Source organism: Streptomyces sp. NPDC052012, assembly GCF_040689265.1.
Lineage (GTDB): Bacteria > Actinomycetota > Actinomycetes > Streptomycetales > Streptomycetaceae > Streptomyces.
The window spans coordinates 379264-402499 of sequence record NZ_JBFAXA010000004.1; the positions used below are offsets into that span (position 1 = coordinate 379264).

At 69.1% G+C, this 23236-nt stretch carries 25 protein-coding genes and 2 pseudogenes; 13 read left to right on the forward strand and 14 right to left on the reverse strand.

What is annotated here, in order from left to right; translation table 11 throughout:
* Positions 1-3 precede the first annotated feature (3 nt).
* A complete protein-coding gene (locus AB0412_RS11365; RefSeq protein WP_366402285.1) occupies positions 4-507 on the reverse strand; it encodes a DinB family protein in 504 nt (167 codons plus the stop codon).
* A gap of 249 nt (positions 508-756) precedes the next feature.
* Between AB0412_RS11365 and AB0412_RS11370 the strand changes: the two are divergent.
* Positions 757-1050: pseudogene (locus tag AB0412_RS11370) on the forward strand (IS5/IS1182 family transposase); the annotation flags it as partial.
* Between the two features lie 37 nt (positions 1051-1087).
* On the opposite strand, the gene AB0412_RS11375 reads toward AB0412_RS11370, so the two are convergent.
* Both AB0412_RS11375 and AB0412_RS11380 read right to left on the reverse strand, forming a co-directional pair.
* Positions 1088-1300 (reverse strand): DUF4287 domain-containing protein, encoded by a 213-nt coding sequence (locus AB0412_RS11375; protein WP_366402286.1) that lies wholly within the window; start codon positions 1298-1300, stop codon positions 1088-1090.
* Between the two features lie 33 nt (positions 1301-1333).
* Entirely contained in the window at positions 1334-1903 is a 570-nt protein-coding gene (locus AB0412_RS11380) for a dihydrofolate reductase family protein (RefSeq protein WP_366402287.1), read from the reverse strand.
* 162 nt (positions 1904-2065) lie between these two features.
* Between AB0412_RS11380 and AB0412_RS11385 the strand changes: the two genes are divergently transcribed.
* The 4 genes from AB0412_RS11385 (at position 2066) to AB0412_RS11400 (ending at position 5350) form a co-directional block, all read left to right on the forward strand.
* The gene (locus AB0412_RS11385) at positions 2066-2710 is read left to right on the forward strand and encodes a TetR/AcrR family transcriptional regulator (RefSeq protein WP_366402288.1); all 645 of its coding nucleotides are present in this window, start codon (positions 2066-2068) and stop codon (positions 2708-2710) included.
* 164 nt (positions 2711-2874) lie between these two features.
* Positions 2875-4161, forward strand: coding sequence for an MFS transporter (locus AB0412_RS11390; RefSeq protein ID WP_366402289.1), 1287 nt, complete (start codon positions 2875-2877; stop codon positions 4159-4161).
* A 392-nt stretch (positions 4162-4553) separates the two neighbouring features.
* Complete coding sequence (locus AB0412_RS11395; protein ID WP_366402290.1) at positions 4554-4904, forward strand: alpha-amylase; 351 nt, start codon at positions 4554-4556, stop codon at positions 4902-4904.
* 224 nt (positions 4905-5128) lie between these two features.
* Positions 5129-5350, forward strand: coding sequence for a hypothetical protein (locus tag AB0412_RS11400; protein WP_366402291.1), 222 nt, complete (start codon positions 5129-5131; stop codon positions 5348-5350).
* 194 nt (positions 5351-5544) lie between these two features.
* Here the strand turns inward: AB0412_RS11400 and AB0412_RS11405 are convergent, their stop codons facing one another.
* From AB0412_RS11405 to AB0412_RS11420, 4 genes are read right to left on the reverse strand one after another with little or no spacing between them, the layout of a single operon-like run.
* A complete protein-coding gene (locus AB0412_RS11405) occupies positions 5545-6396 on the reverse strand; it encodes a TIM barrel protein (RefSeq protein ID WP_366402292.1) in 852 nt (283 codons plus the stop codon).
* Positions 6397-6423: 27 nt separating this feature from the next.
* A complete protein-coding gene (locus AB0412_RS11410; protein WP_366402293.1) occupies positions 6424-7260 on the reverse strand; it encodes a carbohydrate ABC transporter permease in 837 nt (278 codons plus the stop codon).
* Positions 7254-8141: a sugar ABC transporter permease gene (locus tag AB0412_RS11415; protein ID WP_366402294.1), complete on the reverse strand. Its 888-nt coding sequence runs from the start codon at positions 8139-8141 to the stop codon at positions 7254-7256. The genes AB0412_RS11410 and AB0412_RS11415 overlap by 7 nt, the downstream gene beginning before the upstream one ends.
* Before the next feature lie 29 nt (positions 8142-8170).
* Positions 8171-9490, reverse strand: coding sequence for an ABC transporter substrate-binding protein (locus AB0412_RS11420; protein WP_366402295.1), 1320 nt, complete (start codon positions 9488-9490; stop codon positions 8171-8173).
* A 360-nt stretch (positions 9491-9850) separates the two neighbouring features.
* On the opposite strand from AB0412_RS11420, the gene AB0412_RS11425 reads away from it, so the two are divergent.
* The 5 genes from AB0412_RS11425 (at position 9851) to AB0412_RS11445 (ending at position 14523) form a co-directional block, all read left to right on the forward strand.
* On the forward strand, positions 9851-10852 hold the full coding sequence (locus AB0412_RS11425) for an SIS domain-containing protein (protein WP_366402296.1): 1002 nt from the start codon (positions 9851-9853) through the stop codon (positions 10850-10852).
* Positions 10853-11120: 268 nt separating this feature from the next.
* Entirely contained in the window at positions 11121-11993 is an 873-nt protein-coding gene (locus AB0412_RS11430) for a PfkB family carbohydrate kinase (protein ID WP_366402297.1), read from the forward strand.
* 42 nt (positions 11994-12035) lie between these two features.
* Positions 12036-13136 carry a LacI family DNA-binding transcriptional regulator gene (locus AB0412_RS11435; RefSeq protein WP_366402298.1) on the forward strand — a complete coding sequence of 367 codons (1101 nt, stop codon included), beginning with the start codon at positions 12036-12038 and terminating at the stop codon, positions 13134-13136.
* Between the two features lie 402 nt (positions 13137-13538).
* A complete protein-coding gene (locus AB0412_RS11440) occupies positions 13539-13892 on the forward strand; it encodes a hypothetical protein (RefSeq protein ID WP_366402299.1) in 354 nt (117 codons plus the stop codon).
* A gap of 199 nt (positions 13893-14091) precedes the next feature.
* Entirely contained in the window at positions 14092-14523 is a 432-nt protein-coding gene (locus AB0412_RS11445) for a hypothetical protein (RefSeq protein ID WP_366402300.1), read from the forward strand.
* Here the strand turns inward: AB0412_RS11445 and AB0412_RS11450 are convergent.
* The 4 genes and pseudogenes from AB0412_RS11450 to AB0412_RS11465 all read right to left on the reverse strand — a co-directional run.
* A pseudogene (locus AB0412_RS11450) lies at positions 14490-14654 on the reverse strand (transposase); the annotation flags it as partial. The gene AB0412_RS11445 and the pseudogene AB0412_RS11450 sit on opposite strands and share 34 nt — an antisense overlap.
* Before the next feature lie 296 nt (positions 14655-14950).
* A complete protein-coding gene (locus AB0412_RS11455) occupies positions 14951-15451 on the reverse strand; it encodes a hypothetical protein (protein WP_366402301.1) in 501 nt (166 codons plus the stop codon).
* 95 nt (positions 15452-15546) lie between these two features.
* The gene (locus AB0412_RS11460) at positions 15547-16881 is read right to left on the reverse strand and encodes a TerD family protein (RefSeq protein WP_366402302.1); all 1335 of its coding nucleotides are present in this window, start codon (positions 16879-16881) and stop codon (positions 15547-15549) included.
* A 208-nt stretch (positions 16882-17089) separates the two neighbouring features.
* Complete coding sequence (locus AB0412_RS11465) at positions 17090-17422, reverse strand: hypothetical protein (RefSeq protein ID WP_366402303.1); 333 nt, start codon at positions 17420-17422, stop codon at positions 17090-17092.
* Here AB0412_RS11465 and AB0412_RS11470 point away from each other — a divergent pair.
* Positions 17412-18521, forward strand: a complete 1110-nt coding sequence (locus AB0412_RS11470; RefSeq protein WP_366402304.1) for a hypothetical protein — start codon at positions 17412-17414, stop codon at positions 18519-18521. The genes AB0412_RS11465 and AB0412_RS11470 overlap by 11 nt on opposite strands.
* A gap of 319 nt (positions 18522-18840) precedes the next feature.
* On the opposite strand, the gene AB0412_RS11475 is transcribed toward AB0412_RS11470, so the two are convergent.
* A complete protein-coding gene (locus AB0412_RS11475) occupies positions 18841-19710 on the reverse strand; it encodes an alpha/beta hydrolase (RefSeq protein WP_366402305.1) in 870 nt (289 codons plus the stop codon).
* A 194-nt stretch (positions 19711-19904) separates the two neighbouring features.
* Positions 19905-20630, reverse strand: coding sequence for a YoaK family protein (locus AB0412_RS11480; protein ID WP_366402306.1), 726 nt, complete (start codon positions 20628-20630; stop codon positions 19905-19907).
* Between the two features lie 315 nt (positions 20631-20945).
* On the opposite strand from AB0412_RS11480, the gene AB0412_RS11485 reads away from it, so the two are divergent.
* On the forward strand, positions 20946-21311 hold the full coding sequence (locus AB0412_RS11485; RefSeq protein WP_366402307.1) for a hypothetical protein: 366 nt from the start codon (positions 20946-20948) through the stop codon (positions 21309-21311).
* A 32-nt stretch (positions 21312-21343) separates the two neighbouring features.
* Positions 21344-21859: a hypothetical protein gene (locus tag AB0412_RS11490; RefSeq protein ID WP_366402308.1), complete on the forward strand. Its 516-nt coding sequence runs from the start codon at positions 21344-21346 to the stop codon at positions 21857-21859.
* On the opposite strand, the gene AB0412_RS11495 is transcribed toward AB0412_RS11490, so the two are convergent.
* Complete coding sequence (locus tag AB0412_RS11495; RefSeq protein ID WP_366402309.1) at positions 21822-23093, reverse strand: aminotransferase class I/II-fold pyridoxal phosphate-dependent enzyme; 1272 nt, start codon at positions 23091-23093, stop codon at positions 21822-21824. The two genes, AB0412_RS11490 and AB0412_RS11495, sit on opposite strands and share 38 nt — an antisense overlap.
* Positions 23094-23236: the final 143 nt, after the last annotated feature.

Below are 23236 nucleotides of genomic sequence, written 5' to 3' on the forward strand. Positions count from 1 at the left end.
CTCTCAGCCGGTCGTGCCGTCGAGCATCTCGCGCAGGATGTCCAGGTGGCCGTTGTGGCGGGCCGTCTCCTCGGTGAGGTGGAGGAGGATCCAGCGCAGGTCGACCTGGACGCCGTTGCGGATGGCTCGCTGGGCCTGCTTGTCCAGGTCGTTCCCGGCGACCAGTTCGCGGTAGCGGGCGCTCTGTTCCGCGTATTCGTCGAGCAACTGCGTGAGCGGGAAGTCGACGGCGATACGCATCTCGCGGTCGGGGTCCTCCTCGGTCCAGGGGCCCCGGTCTTCCTCGCCGAGGAAGACCACTTGGAACCAGTAGTACTCGACCCAGCGGAGGTGGTTGATCACTCCGCTCATGGTCATCAGCGGTGAGCCCGGCAGGAGCGCCTTGCGTGCGTTCTCCGCAGAGACGCCATCGCACTTGGCGCGGGCGGTGTCACGTGCGTAGTCGAGAAACGTGGTGAGCTGGGTGCGCTCGTCCCACGCGGGCGGAGTGTCGTCGATTGTGGTCATCGAGCGAAGCGTCCCCGATCGCGCGACCGATGTCGAAGCATTTATCGACGGACCCCACATGCTCCGCCCCGCTCCTCGTCCGGCGGGCCGCTGGAGCGATTCCACGCCGGTGGGGCACCCCGTCTAGAGCCTGTCTGACGGCTCAGTGGCAGACGGTCTGCCCTGATTCCACGGTCTGCCGGGCTCATCAGCATGCAGCTGAGGCCCGCAAACCGGCTCCACGATTCCCTGGCCGGCGCCGCGTGCGCGGACCGGGCCTGCAGCTCACGCCGCAACCGCCGCTACCTGCGCCGGCGGCAGATCAAGCACACCGTCCCCGAGCCGAAGAACCAGCGGGCCAACCGCCGGCGCCTCGGCAGTGCGGGCGGCCGGCCCTGCGGGTCTGGCCGGCCAACCTACCGGCGCAGGCACGGAGTTGAGCGCACGATCTTGGCGCTCAAGGGTTCCGGGCCGTGGCAGCCCGGGTACGAGAAGCGGGCGTACGTCTTCTACGGCGCTGGCGCTGTCACCATCGCCGCGATCCGGCTCTGGCTCCGGGCCTGATTACCGTGGCCCGCTTGCCGGTCTTCGGAAGGGAGGGTCACTCGCCGTTGTTCTCGGCGAGGGTGTGGGCGACCAGGGCGTTGGCGTGCCCGTGGCCCAGGCCGTGTTCGGTCTTGAGCCAGGTCACGAGTTCCATGTGCTTGGTCAGGGGCGAGGCGCGGATGAGGTCCTTCCACTCGGCGATCGGGCGGCCGTACTTCTTCTCGATGGAGGGGAAGTAGCTCGCGGGGCCCTTCACGGGTTCGGTCACGGCGGGTTCCGTCCTTCGTTGTGGTGGGGGAGGTCAGGATGGCCGGGTGGTGCGCTCGTGGCGCAGCAGGACCACCTGGGAGTCGAAGGTCCGGGACTCGGTCAGGGTGAGGTCGATGCGCTGCTGCGGGGTGGTGAAGACGGGCTTGCCGCCGCCGAGCACGACGGGGTGGACGAAGATCTGGTACTCGTCGATCAGCTGATGCTCGGTGAGGAAGCCTGCCAGCGTGGAACCGCCGAACAGCAGCAGGTGGGCGCCGCTGTCCTTGAGGGCGGTGAGCTGCTCCACGACGTCGCTGTTGATGACGCGGGTGTTCCAGTCCGCCTCGGTCAGCGTCGAGGAGACGACGACCTTGGACGCCTTGCGCCACACGGGCGCGAACGCGAGGTCGTGTTCGTGAGTGGAGTACTCCTCGGCGCGGGGCCAGAAGCCGGACATCATGTCCCACACCACCCGGCCGTACAGGAAGATGTCGGCGCTGTCGGTGAGGGCCTGCGAGTAGGCAGACAGTTCACCGTCCATGCGGGGCCAGTCGAACTCCCCGTCGGGTCCTTCGATGAAGCCGTCCAGCGACTGGTGCACGAAGTGCGTGATCTTGCCCATGAGTACCGGGCCCCCCTTGGTGACAGGCGTCCGGACGGCCGTCGGCCGCCCTTTGTGTACGATGTCCACATTCGAAGGGTGCGGCGATCCGCACCCCCGAGTGATCATGCGGAAAGCCTAGACGACTTAAGTGGATGCTGTCCACATTTGGAGGCGGCGGCCATGGCGGCAACCGGGAGTGCAAAGCCCAAACGGGACACCTATCGCCACGGTGACCTCCGCAACGCACTGATCGAGGCCGCCCTCGAACTCGCCCGCCAGGGCGGCCCGGAGGCCGTCGTGCTGCGCGCCGCCACGAGGCAGGCCGGGGTCGTCCCCAACGCCGCCTACCGGCACTTCGCCGACCGCGACGCCCTGCTGCACGCCGTCTCCCAGGCGGCCATGGCCCAGGTCGCCCGCACGATGGAGGCCGAGCAGGCTGCCCTGCCGCCCACCGAGGACCCGGTGGCCGCCGCCCGGGCCCGCTTCCGCGCCGTCGGCACCGGCTACCTCCGCTTCGCCCAGGAGGAACCCGGCCTGTTCCGCACCGCCTTCCACGTCCCCGGCGACATGACCCACGCCGCCGCCGACACCGCCGCGGGCGGCACCGGCAAGACCCCCTTCGAGCTTCTCGGCGAGGCCCTCGACGGCCTCGTGGAGCATGGCCTGCTGCCCGAAGATCGCCGCCCTGGCGCCGAGTTCCTCGCCTGGTCCGCCGTCCACGGACTCGCCGTCCTGCTCATCGACGGCCCCCTCCGGGGCCTCCACCCCACCCAGGCCCACGACGCCGGCCGGCACGTCATCGACATGATCGAGCGCGGCATCTGACACCATCGAGGAGCGGCACCTCAGCACCCTCGACCCGTCAGACAGGCCCTGATCAGACAGGCAAGAACACGGTCTCACGCTGCGGGTGAAGCGGTAAGTGGCCCATGATGTGTGGCCATCAGTGGACCAAGAGGTGTGGCCCATCCCGCCCGTAGGTTCGGGGCATGGCGAACACCTCATCCCGGTCCGCGCGGTCCGCCCGGGCACCTCGCGCACTGCTCCTCGCCCAGTTGAGCAACGCAGTGGGCGACGGCGCCTTCTACGTCTCCTCCGCGCTCTACTTCACCTTGATCGTCGGCCTCTCCGGGCCTCAGGTCGGGGCCGGCCTCGCCGTCGCATGGGCCATCGGCTCGTTCGCCGGTGTGCCGCTCGGCCATCTCGCCGACCGGCGCGGACCGCGCGGGACTTCCGTGCTGCTCTCCTTGCTCACTGCCGCCGCTGTGACCGGTTTCCTCTTCATCGGCTCGTTCGCCGCTTTCCTCACCACTGCCATCCTCTACGCGACCGCGCAGAGCGGCCTCGCCGCGGCCCGGCAGGCGCTCCTCGCCGGCCTCGTCGAACCCGCCGCCCGTACCGCCGTCCTGGCCCGGCTCCAAGCCGTCCTCAACGCGGGCCTGGCCGTCGGCGCCGCCCTCGGCGGACTCGCCCTCCACCACGGCACGCGCACCGCCTACCTCACGGTCTTCGCCCTGGACGCCGCCGGGTTCATCCTGTGCGCCCTCCTCCTCGCCCGCCTCCGCGCCCCGGCACCGGGGCCCGCCGCGGCCGAGGGTGAGCCCCGGCTCGCGGTGCTGCGCGACCGTCCCTACGCGCTGCTCACCCTCCTCAACACCGTCATGCTGCTGCGGCTGCCGCTGCTCAGCCTCGCCCTGCCCCTGTGGATCGTGGAACGGACCAGCGCACCCGGTTGGACCGTGTCGGCGCTGTTCGTCCTCAACACCGCCGCCGTCACCCTCTTCCAGGTCCGCGTCGCGCGCCCCGTCACCGATCTGACCACCGCCACCCGCGCCGTCCGCGTATCCGGCGCGGTCATGCTGGCCTCGTGCACGGTCTTCGCCGTTACGGCTTCCACCGCCTTCGGCACCTGGACGTCCGTCGCCGTCCTCGTCCTCGGCGCAGCGCTCCAGGTCCTCGCCGAGATGCGCCACTCCGCCGGCTCCTGGCAGATCGGCTTCGCCCTCGCGCCCGCCGAACGCATCGGCCAGTACCAGGGCTTCTACGGCACCGGCGTCCCCGTCGCCCGCACGCTCGGGCCGTTGCTCGTGACGACGCTGCTCATCGGCTGGGGCACCCCCGGCTGGCTGCTGTTCGGCGCTCTGTTCCTCATCGCCGGGGCGGCGACCGGCCCCGCCACCCGGTGGGCGGAGCGGTCCCGCGCGGCGGCTCCCGCCGACTCACCCGCGGCTTCCGGACGGCAATCCAGCTCTCGCCTCCGGTTTCCGGCCCGGTGAGACGCAGGCAGCCGTACCGGCACACCTGGTTCCGGCCGAGCATCGGCGGCCACGCCGCGCCGAGAGCGGCGGGCCCTGGCGTCCGGGGCCCGCTACCACGCCGGTCCTGGACGGCGGACCGCTCGCCTTCGAGCCGTGCGCCGCGACGTTCGGCGGCCGGCGAACGTTCGCCGTACTGACGGCCATCACTCCTGTGGACGCGCGGCCACTCCCAGAAGGCCACCGGTTCGCGCTCCAAACTGACACACCAGTATCTGATCTTCGGGAAGTGAAATTCCTTTCCTCCGTGACCATGCCTGCTGGCCTGGGGGTTAAGGATGCAAGTCGCCCGATGGCTGAAAACAGTTTCAGAAAGTTGCAGTAGATCTTTCTGTGCCGCCAGGATGCGGCGCATGCCGGATTTCATGCAGCGCGCATCCCGACCCTTCGCCACGGCCACCATCGCTGCGGCGGGTCTCATGATGGCCCTGACCGCTTCCCATTCCGCCGTCGCGGCCACCGAGCCCGCAGCTCCGGACTGCGTGCAGTACTTCCAGAGCTGGCGTTACACCGATGTCGTCAATGGCTGTGACGACGCCGTCGCCGTCACGGTCGAGTACACGAACGGCCAGTGGGCCCCGTGCCGCGTAGTCCAGCCCGGCGCGTCGGTGACCTTCGCCGGGTACGGGACGGACGGCAACTACGTCACGGGGCTGCTGACGTGCGACCCCAACCTCGTCACCCAAGCGGCGCCTGCACCCTGACGCTTCGACGCCCGACGCGGCGGAGGACCACATCCGTATCGAAGGCATGACCCGCGACGACCTGGAGGGCGGCGAGTTCCAGGACACCTGCGCCGCGGCGGTTCAACAGATCACCGAGGCGACGTGCAAGCACCGCGAGCCGCCGTCGCCAGGGTCTGTCTGATGAGTGTGTACCGCCCTGTTGGGCGGTAACTGGTCGACCGCCTTCGTGAAGGGATCGACTGGTGAGGCTGACTTTCGCAGCTCAGGTACTTCTCACGCTCTTGTCATTGGTGTCGTCGCTGCTGGTAGCGGTGGTGGCGGGGGCGCTTTCGCATGCGGCCGGAGCCCCGGTGGCCGGTGCGGTTTTGTATGGCGGTGGCGCGTTCATCGGCTGGATGACCCTGTGCGTCACTGTGCTGACGGCGCTCGGCCTGCTCGGGCATCACAGTCATCCCGGTGAGTAAGGGGTACCCGGCGATCATGAGCGCAGCCACAGCCGGATCGCAGCGAGGGTGACGGTGCCTGGCCTCTCTCAGATGCATGGCACCAAGGGGTCCGCGGAGTGGAAAACCTCCGCTGCGCCATGGAGGGCGACGGGAGCTGATCGACCGAGCCGGCGGGCGGACGCGGCAACCGGCGTGCGTGCCGGATCGCGCGGTCATTCTCCCGGGGCCGTGGCGACGCACCGGCGTACCGCCGCGTCGCACCGCTCCACCGCCGCCCGCGGGTCGAGTGCGTACGTGCCGTCGCCGAACAGCTCGAACGTCATCCAGTCGTCGTAGCCGTGCCGTTCGAGGGCCCGCAGATAGTCGGAGAGCGGAAGTTCGCCGTCGCCCCATGCCAGGTGCCCCATGGGGCGGCCGTCGATCAGGTGCACATGGCGGATACGGTCGCCGAGCGCGGCGAAGGCATCGTCGACGGTTTCGCCGGCCACGGCCATCGTCACCGTGTCGAGCACTGCTCCCAGACGGCCGGCGCCGATCTCGTCGAGCATCGCCGCCAGCGTGGGGGAGTCGTTGACCAGGTTCGACTCGACACGTTGGAGCGGTTCGAGGACGCACGTCACGCCCAGCGTGTCCGCGTGGGCGGCGATGTCGCCGATCGCGTCGACCGACCGGCGCCAGGCGGCGTCCACGGGCTCGTCCTCACTACCCCGTCCGGGTGTCAACAGCAGTTTCTCGGCTCCGAGTTCGACGCAGAGCTCCGCAGCCCGGCGGAACAGGGCGATGCTCTGCGTGCGCAGCCAGCCGACCGGAGAGGCCACGTTGACCGGGTACATCACCTGCTCGGGCGTGAGGCAGTACGCCGAGAGGCCGCGCCTCTCGATACGGCGGCGTAGGTCGCGTGCCTCCGCGTTGCCGACCTGCGGAATGTGCAGGTGCGGGGCGATGCCCCAGAGCTCCAGCTTCTCGCGCCCCAGGGCGACCGCGTCGTCCAGGAACGTGTCGAACGGCAGATGCTGGTACGCGAAGTTGGATCCGGTCAGCCGCGGCGGGCGGGTGATCGGCATGGGTTCTCCCTTCTCTTCCGGGGGCGTTCACTTGCCGATGCCGTCGGCCAGGCCCTTGACGATGTAGCGCTGGCCGAAGAGGAACAGGAGCACGACGGGGACCGCTGCGATCACCATGCCGGCGAACACGACGGGAAAGTCCGTGCCGTGCTTGCTCATCAGGCTTGTCAGGCCGACCGGCAGGGTCTGCACGTCACTGCCGTTGGTGAACACCATGGCGAACAGGTACTCGTTCCAGGCGAAGAGCACGTGCAGCAGGACGGTGGACGTGATGATGGGCTTGCACATCGGCAGGATGATCCGCCAGAACGCGGTCCAGCGGCCGGCCCCGTCGATCTGTGCCGCCTCGTCCACCTCGCGCGGCAGGTCGATCATGTAGGCGCGGATGAGGAAGGTGGTGAAGGGGACGCGGAAGGCCGTGTAGAGGATGAGCAGTGCCCAGAAGCTGTTGTACAGGCCGATCGACTGGAACATGCGCACCAGCGGGACCAGGGCGACGGTCGGGGTGAGCATGAGGCCGCCCAGGATGACGGCGGTTAGCACCTTGTTCAGCGGGATGTCCACCCGCGTCAGTCCGTACGCCGCCCAGGCGCTGATGAAGACGGTCGCCACCGTGGACGTCACCGTGACCAGGATGCTGGTCGCGAGGTAGTCGCTGACGCCGCGGTTCCACGCGTCGCGGTAGTTGCCGAAGCTCAGGTCGGTGGGGAGCGCGAAGGGGTTGCCGAAGAGTTCGGTGTTGGTCTTGAAGCCGTTCAGGACCATCCACAGCAGCGGATAGAGCACCACGACAGCGAGACTCAGCAGGAAGGCCCACATGAACAGGCGCGCGATGACGCCGAGGAAGCCGAGACGGCTCACCATTCCACCCTTCTTCTCCGGGTGAACCACAGCTGTGCCATCGCGATCGTGAGGGTGATCACGAAGATGACGGTGCCGATGGCCGCGGCGTGGCCGAAGTCGTTGCGTACGAATCCGTTGCGGTACAGCCACGTGCCGAGCACGTGGGTCGAGTTGTCGGGTCCGCCGCTGGTCATCACCATGACCTCGTTGAACACCTGGAAGGCGCCCGACACGGTGACCAGGAGCATGAGTCCGGTCATCTCCCGCACGAGCGGGAGCGTCACCTGGAAGAAGCGGCGGACGGGTCCGGCGCCGTCCAGGGCGGCGGCTTCGTGGAGCTCTGCGGGGATCCGCTGGATGGCGACGGCGAACAGCAGCGTCGAGTAGCCGAAGCCCTGCCACTGGCTCATCGCGATGACCGCCGTCATGGCGGTGCTCTCCTGGCCCAGCCAAGCGTGGTCGAACGTGCCGGGCGCGACCGCCTCCAGAGCGTGGTTGAGCAGGCCGAGGTTGGGCTCGTAGATGAAGTAGAAGAGCAGTCCCGCGACGGTCAGTGAGATCGCGGACGGGATGAAGTAGATCGTCCGCAGTGCGCGCTGCCACCGCGTGCTGCGGACGCTCTCGACGAGTGCGGCGAGCAGGAGGGCGCCGAAGACCTGGAAGACGACCGAGAGCAGGGCGTACCAGAGGTTGTTGGTGAAGGAGGTCCAGAAGACCGGGTCGGCGAACAGGTCGCTGTAGTTGTCCAGTCCGACGAACTGCTGGGTGCCGCTGTAGATGTCCCAGGTCAGTGTGGAGTAGGCGAAGTTCTGGACGAGCGGGAGGTAGACGAAGACCGCGAGCAGGACGAGGGCCGGCACGGTCCACGCGAGCCCGGCTGCTCTTCGGTACAGGGTGCGCACCGGTTTGATTTCCCTTCAGCTCGCGCCGGTCACTTGGCGGAGTCGGAGGCCCGGCGCACGCTGTCCATGACCTGCTCGGGCGACTTGCTGCCGCTGATGAGGGCCTCGCCGCCGGCCAGCCATGCGTCGGCGACCTCCGGCGCGGTGACCATGTCCAGCCAGCCGGCGAGCCGGGGGGCCTTGTTGACCAGGTCGATCCCCTCCTGGACGGCCTTGCTGGACGTCTGCGGCGTCACCGCGCCGACCACGGTGCTCGGCTGGCCGTAGGGCGGCGCGGACAGGGTTTTCGCGTGGGCGGTGCTCGTTGCGAACTTCATGAAGTCGACGGCGAGAGCCGCGCGCGGCGACCTGGCGTTGACGAAGTACCCCTCTGGCGCTCCCTCGACGACCTTCGGGTCTCCCTTGGCCTCGGCGGCGGCGGGCAGCGGGAAGATGCCCAGGTCCCCGGGCTTGAGCTGGCCGCCGGAGGTCGTGTTGTCGAATTCGAGGACCTCCTGGTAGTACATGGCGGCCTTGCCCTGCCCGAACGCCTGCTGTGCCGAGGTGTAGAGGACACCGTTGGTGCCGCGTCCGGTGTCGGTGCAGGTGGACACCAGGGTCTTGAACTGCTTGAGGGCGACCAGGTAGCCCGGGTCGTCCCAGGTGGCGGTCTTCGGGTCGTAGTCGGTCTCGCGGACGTCGGTCGGCACGTTGTGGGCGAAGAGCTGCTGGAGGTAGTGCAGGGCGGGCCAGCCGTCCTTGTTCCCGAAGGCGATGGGCTCGTAGCCGGCCTCGCGCAGGTCCGGGCAGGCGGCGATCAGGTCCTCGAAGGTCTTCGGCACGTCGACGTCGGCCTTGTCGAAGGCGGACTTGCTGTAGCCCATGAACTTGCCGTTGTTGTACAGCGGGACGCCGTAGTAGCGGCCGTCGTGGGCGAACGCCGACAGCGCCGACTCACCGAAGGTCCTGCCCCATGGAGTGTTGGGGCCGATCACCTTGGTGAGGTCCGCCGCGCGGCCTCCGCGGATGAAGTTCTCCGCCCAATTGCCCGTCCAGGTGAAGTAGATGTCGGGCAGGGCGTCCGACGCGGTGAGGGTCTTGGTCTTGTCCTTGATGCTCTGGTCCGTCTCCTGGATCAGCTCGACGTTCACCTTCGGGTGCTTGCGCTCGTACGCGGCGGCGATGTCTTCGAAGTAGGGCTCCAGGGGCTCGCCCGCGAACTTGGTGAGGATGCTCAGGGTGCCGGAGTACTCCGGCTTCGCGGTCACGTCGGCCGCGGGACCCTTCGCCGGTCCGGCGAAGCAGCCGGTGAGGACGAGTGCCGAGGCCCCGAGAAGTGCCGCGGACCGTGTCAGTGCACGTGTGCGCATGGGCGTCCTTTCGTCGATGGAGGGCCCGCCGAAGGCGCGGGCGCGTCGGATCCGCTGCGGGGTGTCCGAGGACGGCCGCTGGGCGTGCGGCGACTGTACAGAGAATCTGATACCGGTACCAGAGTCGAAGCGAAGATCTTCTTCGGGAAGGCGCGGGAGTGAGCCGCAGCGCGCCCGTCTTCTTCACTGGAGCCCAGTAAAAGGCCAGTTCAAACCCATCGTCGAAACCTGTGGTACGTCTGCGGGCAGCTCGCTGCTGTTGACGCCGCCCGTGCGCTGTGTCAGCGTGTGGCCCGCGTGATACCGGTATCAGGTCGCCTCAGCGCCGCCGGCCGCACCCGTTCCCGAAAGGACGCGAAGATGCTCGGATTCGACGAGCCGGAATTCCTCTCCCAGCTGGCGAGCACGGTGGCCCTGCGCCCCCGGATCGAGGAACTCGCCGACCGCCTCACGGACGACGGCTTCGACAACCTCTTCCTCGTCGGCGCCGGCGGCACCTACGCCCAGATGTGGCCGTACGAACAGCTCGCCCGCCGCACCTCGACGCTGCCCGTCCACGCCGTCATCGCGGCGGAGCTGGTCACAGGGTCTGAGGCGACGCTCGGCGAGCGCTCGGTCGCCGTCTTCACCTCGGTGTCGGGCACCACCGAGGACAGCCTCCGGGCCATCGAGTACTGCAAGGCGAAGGGGGTTCGCACCGTCGGATTCACGGGCCACGCCGAGTCTCCCATCGCCCGGAGCGTGGACGTGGCCCTGGTGTCCGAGCCGAAGGCCTGGCCCTTCGACCCGCAGATGCTGCTGCTCATGGGGCGGCTGCTCGCGCGCCGGGGCGAGTTCGAGGGATACGAGAAGCTCGCCGGTGAACTCGCAGGACTGCCCGGCATCCTCCTCGACGTGGCACGGCAGGCCGAACCGACGGCCGCCGCCTTCGCCGAGGCCCACAAGGACACGGACTACCACTTCCTGGTCGGCGGCGGAAACCTGTGGGGATTCACCTACCTGTACTCCATGTGCATCCTCGAGGAGATGCAGTGGCTGCGCACCACCCGCGTGCACAGCGCCGAGTTCTTCCACGGCTCCCTGGAACTCCTCGAAGAGGACACGAGCGTGCTCGTGTTCCAGGGCGAGGACGAGACCCGCGCCCTCACCGACCGGGTCGAGGCCTTCGCCAAGCGCGTCTCCCGTGACGTGACCGTCTTCGACACCCGCGACTACCCGCTGCCCGGCATCAGCCCGGAGTTCCGCGGCCTGCTCGCACCGCTGGTGCTCGACACCGTCATGGGCCGGGTCAGCAAGCACCTGGAGCGGGTGCGCGGACACTCGCTCGACCTGCGCCGCTACTACCGCGTCATGGACTACTGAGACACGCGACCGGCCGCTGCCGCACCGGAACGGCTCGGCGGCAGCGGTCGGCGCGGCCCGGCGCGTCACCCCCCGACCCGCCCGAGGGCAGCGGTAGCGGTGTGCGGCCACCGTCGCGCTCCGGGCGCCTCGCTCCCAACGATCGGCAGCCCCGCAGCCGCAGCCCGCACCCCGTAGCCCGCAGTCCCCACCCGGCACCGAGTCCGGTGCCGGGCGCCCGTCCGTGCCCCCGCCCCATGGCGTGCCGGGCCAGCGCACAGGAGAACCCATGAGAGTCCTCGGCTTCGGCGACAACATCGTCGACCGGTTCGTCGACCGCGGCATCGACTACCCGGGCGGCAACAGCGTGAACGTGGCCGTCTACGCCAGACGCCTCGGCCTGGAGGCGGCGTACCTCGGAGTGTTCGCCGACGACGCCCTCGGCCGCTTCCTGCGCGAAGCGATCGCGGACACCGGGGTGGCCGTCGACCACTGCGCCGTGCGCGACGGCGAGAGCGGCGTGTCCACCCTCCGGGTCGACTCGGGCGACCGTGTCTTCCTCGGCTGGAACGGAGGCGGCGTCACCGTGCGCGAGCCACTGGTCCTCGACAGCGGTCTGCTCGCCTACGTGTCCTCCTTCGACCTGGTGCACTCCAGCGTGTACTCGGGCAGCGAGGGCGAACTGCCCAAGCTCGCCGGTCTCGACACCCTCACGACCTTCGACCTGTCCAGCGAGGAGGAGTACCGCACGCCCGGCTACCTGGACCGGGTCTGCCCGTACGCCGACCTCGTGCTGCTGTCCTGCTCCCACCTGGACGAGACGGCCACCCGCGACCTGCTGGCGGAGACGGTGCGGCGCGGCGCCGGACTGGCCCTCGCCACCCGAGGCGCCGAGGGCGCCGTCGCCCACGACGGTCGTACGACCGTGGCGGCGCCGGCCCGCCCCCTGGACGACGGGGCGCCCCCCGTCGACACGATGGGCTGCGGTGACGCCTTCCTCGCCGGGTTCGTGGTGTCGCTGCTGCGCGCGGGATGGCGGAAGCCGACCCCGCCCGACCACGACCAGCTGGAGCGCGCGCTGCACGACGGCGCGGACGCCGCCCACGACCAGTGCTTCACCGAGGCGGCATTCGGCCGTGGCCGGCCCACCGGCTGTGTCTAGCATGTGGACAGCCGTCGACCACGAGAAGCGAGGTACCGAGCGATGTCAGGAGAGCGGCCCCGCCCGTCGGCGTCCCCGACGATCTCCGAGGTGGCCGCGGAGGCCGGTGTCGGCCGGGCGACCGCCGCCCGCACGCTCGGCGGATACGGATACGTCAGCCCGGAGCTGAAGGAACGGGTGCTCGCCGCGGCCGAGAAACTCGGCTATCGCGCGAACGCACTGGCCCGCAGCATGTCGACAGGGGTGACGCACACCCTCGGGGTCATCGTCGCGGACATCGGCAACCCGTTCTTCGCGGGTGTCGTACGCGGCATCTGCGACACCTCCCGCGCCCGCGGCTTCGACACGCTGGTCGTCAGCACGTACGAGAGGCTGGAGGAGGAGGTGGCGGCGGCCAATGTGCTCATCGACAAGCGTGTCGACGGCATGATCGTCGCCTCGGCGGCGGTCGACCGCTCCTCGGTGGGCCACATCCGCACGGCCCTCGACCGCGGGATCCCGGTGGTCCTCGTCGACCGAGCGATGCCCTCGCTCGATCTGGACGCCGTCGTCATCGACAACCGGGACGCGGCACGCGAGGCGGTGGAGAAGCTCATCGCGGCCGGCCACCGGCGTATCGGATTCGTCTGGGGCCCACCGGTGGAAAAGGCTCCCGCGACCCGCCGGGAACTGATCGCCGCAGCGTCGCGCAATCTGTGGACCGACGGGGAGCGCCTGCGCGGATACCTCGACGCGCTCGACGACGCGGGCATCCCCTTCGACCCCGAACTGGTGATGGTCGGGCCGAAGGAGGAGGAGCGGGCGGCCCAGGAGGTTGCCCGGATGCTCGACCTCCCCGACCGCGTCACCGCGCTGTTCTGCACCGAGACCGACGGCGTCACCGGTGCGCTGCGCGCCATCCGCGCACGGGCATTGTCGTGCCCGGCTGACGTGTCCCTGATCGGGTTCGACGACAGCGCCTGGGCCGCGGTCATGGTGCCACCGCTGACCATGATCGAGCAGCCGGTGCACCAGCTCGGGTCCACGGCCGCCGAAGTGCTGCTCGACATCCTCGGGGGAGCGGAACCTCGCCGCGAGATGCACACCCTGCGCACCCGCCTCATGGACCGTTCGTCGGTCGCGGCGCCGCCCGGCCGGGCCTGAAGGCTGCGCCGGCCATGACGCCTGGCCGGGCGTCGGCAGCACGAGCGAGGCCGGGGCAGCGGGCGTATCGCCACGGGGCGGGCACGGCCGCCGCGCGTGCACCGGGCCGGTCAGCGAACCGCATCCAGCTGTGCTCGAACCAGCTGCGGTGCGTTCTGGCGGCGTCGACGGCCATCCCGGCTGCCCCGAGATTCCTGCCAGGTCTCCTGTACCGTTCGTCGGCACGATGGTGAAGAACTCCGCCGTACGCTCGCTGCCCAAGTCGTCGCCAGGGCTGTCCCGTAACTGCTCGTCACGAAGCGGTCGGGTGCAAAAACTGCGTGGCTGCCGAGGTCACGGTGCCGGTATCGTCCGGTTTCCGGGCCCGCTGTATCAGCAGCCAACGTTCAGAGAGCGATGCACATGACCAGCCAGCAACCGACAACAACCCTGTGGCGCCCCACCGGCCCCAAGGAGCTGGATCTGGTTCGGGAGCTGGACTGGCGTGCGTGGCCGCCCAGGCTGCCCGAGCAGCCGATCTTCTACCCGGTCCTCAACGAGGACTACGCGATCAGGATCGCGCGGGACTGGAACGTGAAGCACGATGGGGCCGGCTTCGTCACCCGTTTCGAGGTCGAGTCGGAATTCTTGAGCCGGTATCCCGTCCAACAGGCAGGCGGGCAGACGATCCTCGAGCTCTGGGTTCCGGCCGAGGAGCTGGACGACTTCAACGCGCACATTGTGGGCGAGATCCAGGTGGTCCACGAGTTCCGCTGAGGCAGGGCAGCTTGGTGACGAGAGCAGTCGGTCCGGTGTGATGGCAGCAGTGAGTTGCGGGGGCAGGGGCAGCGTCTATGGCAACGGGCCGGGGACGAACAGACTCAGCATCGGGGGGTGCCTCTATGTCCTTGGTCAGGCGGGTGGGCAGCGTCGACCCGGGGTTCGATCTTCTGCGTGGGCATGAGACGGTCCGGTCGTGTCGGAGACGATGAGTGGGTTGGAGGCGGCCTTGGCTGAGGCGTCGCCTCCTTCGTGGTCGCAACGTGTTCGTGCCGGGCGTGACCTTGCTTCCTTCGCTGATGTTCCTGAGGCTGCGGAAGCGTTGGTGGGACTCTTGCTGGATGTCGAGGACACGGCGGTGACCCGGCAGGCGGCAGAGGCGCTGGCCCGGGAGGGGACGGTGGCCGCTGTAAGGCTTATCGCTCTCGCGGTTGCCGAAGCTGACGACCACCAGGCTGACTGGCTGCAGACCGGGGTGCATGACGCGCTCGTGGGGCCGGACGGTGTGCTCGACGTCGCAGCGGTCTGCGGGCAGCTCGCCCGGGACCCGGACGAAGCTGTCCGTCGGGGTGCCGCGGAGGTCTCGGCGTGGGCGGACGGCTTCGTGGTGGGCGCGAGTCCTGCGTAGGAGGCCAGGTGGGCGGCGGTGGGGAAGCCGGTGCCGTCGCCGACGGTGACCAGCAGCACGGCGGCGGTCCTGAACGCGACCCCGGGCACCGAGGTCAGGACCGCCGAAAGAGGGTGCTCCTCCAGCAGGGCCTCGATGCATCGGTGTCGTACACGCGCATCCACGTTTTGCATACCTGCCGCCCGCGAGGTGCCGGGTGTTGCGCTCGGCGGGGCGGTGGTCGAACTTCTGATCAGCGTCTCCACGGCACCTTCCGGGCCCGGTGACACCTCCACCCAGGTCATGCCTTCGACAGGGGGGAACGGACATGCCGGGCCCGGAGGCCAGCGGCCCTCTTGCAGGACCGCGAAGAACATAACGGGGGGTGCCGCCTGCGAAGGTCAGGCGTCCGCGCCCCTCTGCCATGACAGCGGAGTCGAGATCGGGCTCATCCTGCTCCGTGAGCCCGGTATCGGAAGGCTCGGTAGATTCCCTGGGGATCATCATGGGCCCATGCGGCATACTCCTCGAAGCCCAGATTGCCGATACTCAGGTTCGCGTGGATGTCGTGCACCCCAGCGGGGACCGTGCGGAACTCGCGGCCGAACTCGGTGAGCTGTGCGTAGTCTTCATCGTCCGCGCAGTCCTCCCGCGTCAGCGTGGTGACCGCCAGGAGTGGGTGGCTCTCGGACCGCATGCTGATCCTGTCAGCGATAAAGACAACGGCTAGGTCCTCATCGGCGCAGACCGCAGTGAGCACCTCGTGGACGGCCGCCCCCGCCCACACTGGATCGTTGATGACGTGGACGTCCGCCTCGTACTGCCTGTCTCCCCTGGGTTTCATCAACGCCGCCGCCAGAGCCTGCCACACCTGATCGTCGTGAAAGTCGGTTCTGATGACCAAGGCATCGAACGCATCACGGTCGGTGATGATGGGCAACGCGCTCATGGATCTTTCTCCTCGGTGACGACGTGCTGAGCCGTGCCTGACTGTCTCAAGGCCGAATTCGAGGATGCGGCTGCGTCTGCGGTCACGCTCCACTCTTACCGGCGCTTGAACTCCACCGGCCCCGCGTTCATTTCGATCGTGCCGTCCGCGTGGAGGACAGGCCGGCGTTCGGTCATGCGGGCGCTGTATGCCTCGATGTGGTGGATGGCCGCTCCGTCGGCGGTGGTGAAGTCGACCAGCGCGATCGCCACCCAGTAGCGGGTCTTGGTGTTCTCGTAGAGCGGGACGGTGACGGTTGAGCCGCGGCCGTCGTCGACAACCACCTTGGCGCCGAAACTGCGGAAGGATCCGAAACCGTTGCTGAGCGCTGAATACGCGCACAGCAGGACATAGCCCTGCTCGTCCGGACGCGCGATCTGCACGGCTTCACGGCCGGGGACGCGGGAGTCGCCGTCGAGACGGATGTAAGGACGGCTGGTGAGCGAGCCCAGCCGCCGGTAGTAGACGACGTCGGCCTTCTTGCCCTTGTGCGCGGTTGCCGGTGCGGCGGAGGCCGCCGTGCCGCCGGCCCGCAACGCCTCGCCCTGGGGCACGTGATGGGATTTGACCAGAGTGCCGGGTGTCCTGGTGCCGCGCAGGGCCTTGCTCGCGGGCACGAACAGGGCGTACAAGTCGAGGTCGGCCCCTTGCCTACGGCGCCGCTCGCTGCCGCCGTCCCACTCCAGGGCCACCGTGACGACCAGCTCGCGGTCGGCCTTGTCCAGGCTGAGGGAGACCTGGCTGCCCTTGTCGAGACTGACGCGCCCCAGGGGAGGCTTGAGGAGCCTCGCAGGCGAGGGTGAGGCTGCGGTTGAGGCAGGAGCTGCAGCAGCGGAGGGTGTGGGACGCGCCGTCGGCGGCTCGGGTGTCTCGTCCTCGGCGACCTCGATGCCGAAGTCGGTGGCGAGGCCGGCCAGTCCGTCGGCGTAACCTTGGCCGATGGCCCGCAGCTTCCAGGCCGGACCGCGGCGGTAGAGCTCGGTCAGCAGGACAGCGCGCTCGCCGTCGGTGAGGGCCGGCGGGCGGAAGAGAACCGCATTCCCGTCGGCTTGTACGGTGCTGACCAGTACATTCTTGACGTCGCGGAACGTACGCGTCACATCGTCAGGGTCACAGCTGGCGACCAGCACGACACGGTCCACGTCGGCGGGCAGGGCAGCGGGGTCCACCTCGATCCGCTCGGGACCGTCAGCGTCGGCAGGCAGGTGGCGCACGGCCCCGGATTCGGCGACGGGCTGGTTGTAGAAGACAAGATCGTCGTCGGACCTGACTTTGCCGTCCACGGTCACCAAGAGGGCGCTGAGGTCGACCGTGTCGCCCTCGACGGTCAGCGTCACCGTCACCGGCCCAGGCCTCAGCGTTGTGTTCCCGCCCTTGTCCAGCTCCAGCATGACATCCACTCCCGTGCGAACTCACCACCCTCGTGCGGCCACTGTGTCATACCTAGGCATGGATTAGGCCGGTCACGACTCACTACCCCCACCCGACCTTCAGACCCGGGGTGCTCCGATGCCTTCTGCTCAAGGGATCAGGGCGGCGTCTCTGGAGCGGTCTTACCAGGCCGGGAGGCTGCTTGAACGATCCTCCTGCCCGTAGTTCTCATCGAGTGGCTGCGTCGATCACCGGGGCGACGCGGTCATGCGAACGGCGACAAGCCCTTTGTCTCAAGGTGGGCGAGCAACGAGTCAAAGCACGCGTCTGGTCAGCGAGAGCGGTGGTCAGTAGACCGGCAAGCCACATCTGCTCGCTGGCCGCCTTGCGGGCCGTCTCCGACTCCGGGCTGCGACAGGTGACGTGCACATTCTCATGCCACGTGTGGGTGTCCGGCTTGTCGGTCACCGTCTCCCACAGCGCGTCGGCAGTCAGCTCTTCCTCGTCGACGCCCCCGGCGTTGTCAGAGCCGGTTGGCAAGATCGTGGCTATGAACAGCACCCCGACTACTCCACCGCGGCCGTTCGACGTCACCGCCGCCTTCCCCCAACTGGCCCCGCTGGCACGCACGGCGACCCGGTTGCATCCCCGTCCCGGGGCTCCGTCACCGCAGGACAGCTCCATCGGCGGACCACTGCTCTGGCCCGTCGACGAGCTGTGGCCGCACTGCGACGGACCTCATGTGGTGGATGGGATGAACCTGCCCCTGTCCCCAGCGGATGTTCGGCTGGAACGACGGATCCGTGCCGCCTCGCGCGGCAGGAGCCTGACCCCGCAGGAACGACAGACCCTTGAGCGCATCCGTCCTCCTCGGCAGTTTCCGCTGAGGGTGGCCGTCGCCCCGTACGAGGGGTCCATAGCGATGCTGCCGGTCGCGCAGTTGTACACACGGGACGTGCCCGATCTGCACGCGCCTGAAGGAGCAGACCTGCTCCAGGTCCTGTGGTGCCCCTTCGACCACCCGATCATGCCCAAGACCGCGCTGTTCTGGCGGTCGGCAGCCACCGTCACCGACATCCTCACCACGCCCCCCGAACCGCCCGCGATGCAGTTCGACGGCTACCTGCCCGAGCCCTGCCTGCTCAACCCGGAGCAGGTCACCGAATACCCCGACCACCTGGAGCTGAGTGAGGAACTCCAGGCCCAGCTGGGGGACTGGAGCGTGTGGCAGACCGCCGGCACGCATGCCGGCCGACCCTACGCGTCGTACCTGGAGGAGTCCTTCGACCGCAATTACGCATCAGGTCAGCAAGAGACCCGCGACAGTGAGCGCGCGTGGTATTTGCCGCAGTACTACGACAATGAGTTGGCCGGCGCACCCGGCTGGAAGGTCGGCGGCTGGCCTCGCTGGGGCGCCACCGACCCCATCCCCCGGCGCTGCCCTTCCTGCGACAGCGGCATGGATGCCCTGCTGACCATCGCCACGTTCGAGGGCGACCACGACAGCAGCTGGCTCCCGCACGAGGACCCGGCGGACGAACCACCCGCCGACTTCGACCCGAGGCAGCCCACTGCGGTCCAGATCGGCAGCGGCTACGACCAGCAGCTCTACGTCTGCCCGGCAGCACCGGAACACCCGCACGTCGAGCTCATGCACTAGTCGGCCACACAACACCGGCCCGCCCCTTTCGATCCCCACCGGGGCCCGAGAAGAGCGCTTCGGCCCCAAGTCTTGTCCCGCAACTGCCGCTTGAGCGGTGGGCCAGCGTCCCGGCCCTCCTCAAGGGATGGACCGAGGTTGAGAGACTCCACCTATGGGATCTTGGGGAACCTTGGGGCCGGCGCTGTTGTCTCTCGCAGGGGTGGTGCTCGGCGCGGGCGGGTCACTGTGCGGTCAGTACCTCGTCTCGCGTGCGAGCACGCGCCGCGTGCTCGAGCCAGTGCAACCCGGGGCGGGAAAGCCCCGGGCAGCGGTTGGCTTACGAGGCGCCGTCGAGGACCTGGCGCAGGCGATGCGCGAACTCGTCCGGCTTCCCCGGATATCCGAACTCTCCGTCGCAGAAACCGCCGTGATGGCTCGGGAACACGGTCACCCGCTGTCCGAGCAGTTCGGCGGTCGCGACGGAGGTGCGTCCGGTCAGCAGGCCTTCGGACTCCTCGCCCACAGCGATCACGATGCGAGTCGGCGCAGCGGCGAGCCGTTCGGTGTCCGGCCGGTAGCTGCTGACCGCCCATGACCGGTCGGACAGCAGCGGATCGTCACGTGAGCCGTAATCCTCCGTGGGCAACCCGAACGCGGCGGGATCGGCCTCCGGCTGTTCGAAGTACGCGTCGGTGAACTCTCCCTCCCACGAGGTCATGGCCACGAACGCGGCCATCCCCGCCCCCCATCCCCGCTTCTCGTAGGCCTCCCGGACTCTGGCCCGCGCCCGCACGGCCGCCGGGCCGTCCGGCGTGAGGGTGATGAGCGGCGGCTCGTGCGCGACCAGGGTGGTCACGTCCGCGGGATACTTCGCCACCACCGCGAGCGCGGTGATCGCTCCGCCGCTGCTGGCGAACATCTCGACCGGCCCGGCCCCGAGCGCCTCGATGACGGCGTGCACGTCGTCGGCCTGGGTCTGCGGCGTGTGGTCGACCCGCCCGTCCCTACGGATGCTGCGACCGAGCCCGCGCGGGTCATAGGTGACCACGGTCCGCTCGGGAAAGCGCGCGGCGAGCGCGGCGAAGCCAGCTGCGTCCATGGGCTGCCCGATCATGAACAACGGCGGGCGCCCATCCGTGGTCGGCAGCGGCCCGCGAACGTCATAGGCGAGGTCCGCGCTGGCTGTCTTGAGTGTGTGAGTCTCCATGCCTGTGCAGACCGGCGCCGCCGTGGAAACTCATCGGCGCGGCGAGCGTCGCTGCGCGATGGTGCTGCGCCCCCAGGCCGATCCTGAACTCGGGCGAGTTCAAGGACTTTGACGACTGTGTCCCCGGCAGTGGTCCGGGGCCGTGTGACAACCCTGACGGGGCCGTCGCGGACACCGAAGACCTCAATCAGCACTCAGAGCCGCTGCCTCGGCGGTACGGCGACCGCTGTCACCGCGAGGAACAGCACCAAGGCGGCGATCACCAGCAGTGCCCGCCCGGTGCCCAGCGGCACCAGCAGCAGGGTGGCCAGTACCCCACCGGCGAAGATCCCTGCCACCGTCGCCGTCCACCGTGTCCGCGCCAGCCTCTGCTCGGCCGTCAATCCGCGCAGCGCCGCTCCAGGACGCCTGAACACGTCGTTGACGAGCTGGGCGATGGCGGTCTGGCTCAGCAGGGTCGGCATCCCCGGCATGTGCACGCGCAGCGCCGTGGAGGCGCGTACGCCCATCGCCAGCGCGACGAGCCCGACGCCCCCGAGATCGGACGTGCCACCGACTGCACCGGTGCCGTGCCGCACCAGGATCAGCACGCCACCGCATGCCAGCAGCGCCGCCTCGCCGAACAGCCCGAACGGGAACCAGGCCCGCCCTCGGTCCGCGAGCCACTTCAGCACGACGGCCGCAACGGCCGCGCCGACCACGAACGCCCCGATCGCCGTCGCGGGCCGTGCCACCGGTACGTCTCCCTCTCCCGCGAGCGCGAAGGAAAGGAAGAGTACGTTGCCGGTCGCCAGCGCACAGAAGACGTGTCCCATGGTCAGGAAGCTGACGGCGTCGACGGCGCCCGCCAGCACGGTGAGTACGGTCATGACGACCGTCCGCCGGACATCGCTTGCGGAGGCGGGGGGCGCTTCAGGCATGCGGCCAGTGTGAGCAGCGACACCGGCGGCCCCACCGCACCATGACCCGGACACGCGGCCGAAACCTACGCCTGGGTTACTTCGGTGAGGTTCCTAGCGGGCCCTTCTGCCCTAGGAACCACAGCAATCGCTTCCCTCCGGGGGCCTCCCGTCCTGGGCCGTGAAGTGGTCGGTATGGCCGTGGCTGACCGAGCCGGCTACAGCTGCGGGGGGAAGGGCAGTCAGTGGCTGCGACCTGTTAGCCAGCGGCGGATGCCAATATGGCTCTGGCATCGATCACTGCGATCCCGGCAGACCAGAGCGGAGGCTGAACCCATGACCACCTCCGAGCCTGAGCGCGTCCTCGACGGCGGCTGGATCATCGACACGAATCTGAGGCCCCTGTGTGAATCGATCGCAGAGTTCGCGGGATACGAGTTCAGTGAATCGGACTGGCAAGCTGTCGAAACGGCTCTGCCCGCGACGGACGTCGAACGAGCCGCCTGGTACGACTATCCGATGCTGGGTCGGCTACCTCTCACGCTGCTCGTCGCAGCGGACCCAGGTTCGTCCGTGGTCTTCGTCAGAGTTTTGGGCCTGACCGACGAGCGCATCAAGGCACAGATCGAGGCGGCGCTACACATCTTCGCGACTTGGGAACTGGCCCAGCAACCTGGCTGCAAGCTGCCCCGTAACGGCTGACCACGACTGGGATGACCTTTCGGGGTCCTGGTGTGATCACTGCTTTCGGGCAGGTCCACCAACACGGCCAAGGGCTCGGGCTACTTCGCCAGCCTGCAGGACGGCGGATCTTTCGCGTCTACGACGCGAGCTGGAAACTCCATTGGACCGCAGGCTCCTGGATCGGCTCCGACCCCGTCTCCTCCGGCACTTACAACCACACCTGGGACGAAGCAGGCCGCATCGCTACGACCACCGCACCCAAGTGCATCAGGACCACCTACCTCTACGAGGCGGGCGGCCAGTTGCTGATCCGTGGCACGGAGAACGGTGAGCGCATCCCGTGCGCCGGGGCCACCGAACTCCATCTGCGCGTCGACAACACCACCTGGGCTCAGCGCTACTACGCCGCTGGCCGTCTCACCGCAGCCGTCCGCTCCAACGAATCAGGAACCGACACCCTCAGCCAACTGACCGGCGGCCACCAAGGCACCTCCAGCCTGGCCATCACCCCTGATACAACCCAGGCCTTCACAACCCCGTCCGGTGGCGGTGTTGGCTGGCGGTGAGTTGGCCCAGTGCGGCACTGAGCCGGGTGAGGGTGGCGGCGATCCAGGGCAGGGTCTGGGGTTCTTCCGCCGTCAGCGCCGTGTGGCGTTGCTGCGGGGTGGTGCCGTACAGGAGGCTGGTGGCGAGCCTGAGGGTCAGGGCGGTGTCGGGTGCGCCGAACGCGCTGCCGGGTAGGGTGGCGATGCCGTGCCGGTCGAGTAGGGCGGTGGCCAGGTCGGTGCCGGTGGTGATCTTCTGCGCGCGCAGAACCGCACGGACGGGGGCGAAGTCGGGGTAGAGGTAGAAGCCGGCCTGGGGAGGGCGGCACTGTGCTCCTGCCGAGAGCAGCCGTGTGTGCACCTCGGTGGCGATACGGGCATGCAGACGGCGGGCGGCGGCGATGTGTGCGGTGACCTCTGTCGGGTCGCTCAGGGCGTGGGCGGCCACGGCTTGCATGGGGGCGGCGAGGCTGGACCAGATTTCGCTGGCGACCCCGGTCAGTTCCTGGTGCAGGCGCCGTCCCCAGCTGCTCGCTGGGGTGCGGGCGAAGCCGATGCGCCAGCCGCCCAGGGCCAGGGACTTGCTCAGCCCGGTGGTGACGACGGTGCGCTCGGCCAGGCTGTGTACCGGGCTGGGGGCGGTGCCAAGGTGGCTCAGTTCGGCGTAGATCTCGTCGCTGATGACCGCAAGGCCGTGGCGGTCGGCGATCGCGCAGACCGCCTCGACCTGTTCCGCGGGGGCGACGGTGCCGGTCGGGTTGTCCGGGACGGTGAGGACCAGTACGCCCGGCCGGGCCCCGTTCGCAGCGGCTTGTCGCAGGGCCTGTTCCAGCAGCTCGGGGTCGGGAATGCCGCCGGCCTCAGCTGGGATGGGCACGGAGATGACGCGGCGGCCGAGCAGGGCGGCTTGGGCCGCGTAGGAGACCCACGAGGGGCGGGGCAGCACCACGTCACCGCCGATCGCGGCCAGCAGGGCGAAGAGCAGAGGCTTGCTGCCCGGCGCGAAGAGGATCTGGCCCGGTTCGGTGGACAGGCCGCGTCTGGTGAACCAGCCCGCGGCGGCGGCCCGGGCCTGGGGTGAGCCGGCAACCGGGCCGTACCCGTTGCGCAGGTGGGCGTCGGCGAGTACTTCGACCAGGCCCGGGGCGACCGGCACCCCGGCCTCCCCGAATCCCAGATGGAGTACGTCGTGCCCGGCTGCACGGCGGGCCTGAACGGCCTCGTCGATGGCGAGCGTGGCGGAGTGGGTGGTCATGAGGAACCGTCCTGTTCGGTACCGAGTGCCGGTGGCGTGGCGTGGCGTGGTGCCGCGGCGCTCTGCCGGGCACACGCTCAGCGTGCCCGAGGACGTAGCATCAGCAACAGCGCGAAAACGCGCTGGAGGCTTTAAGGGGAACT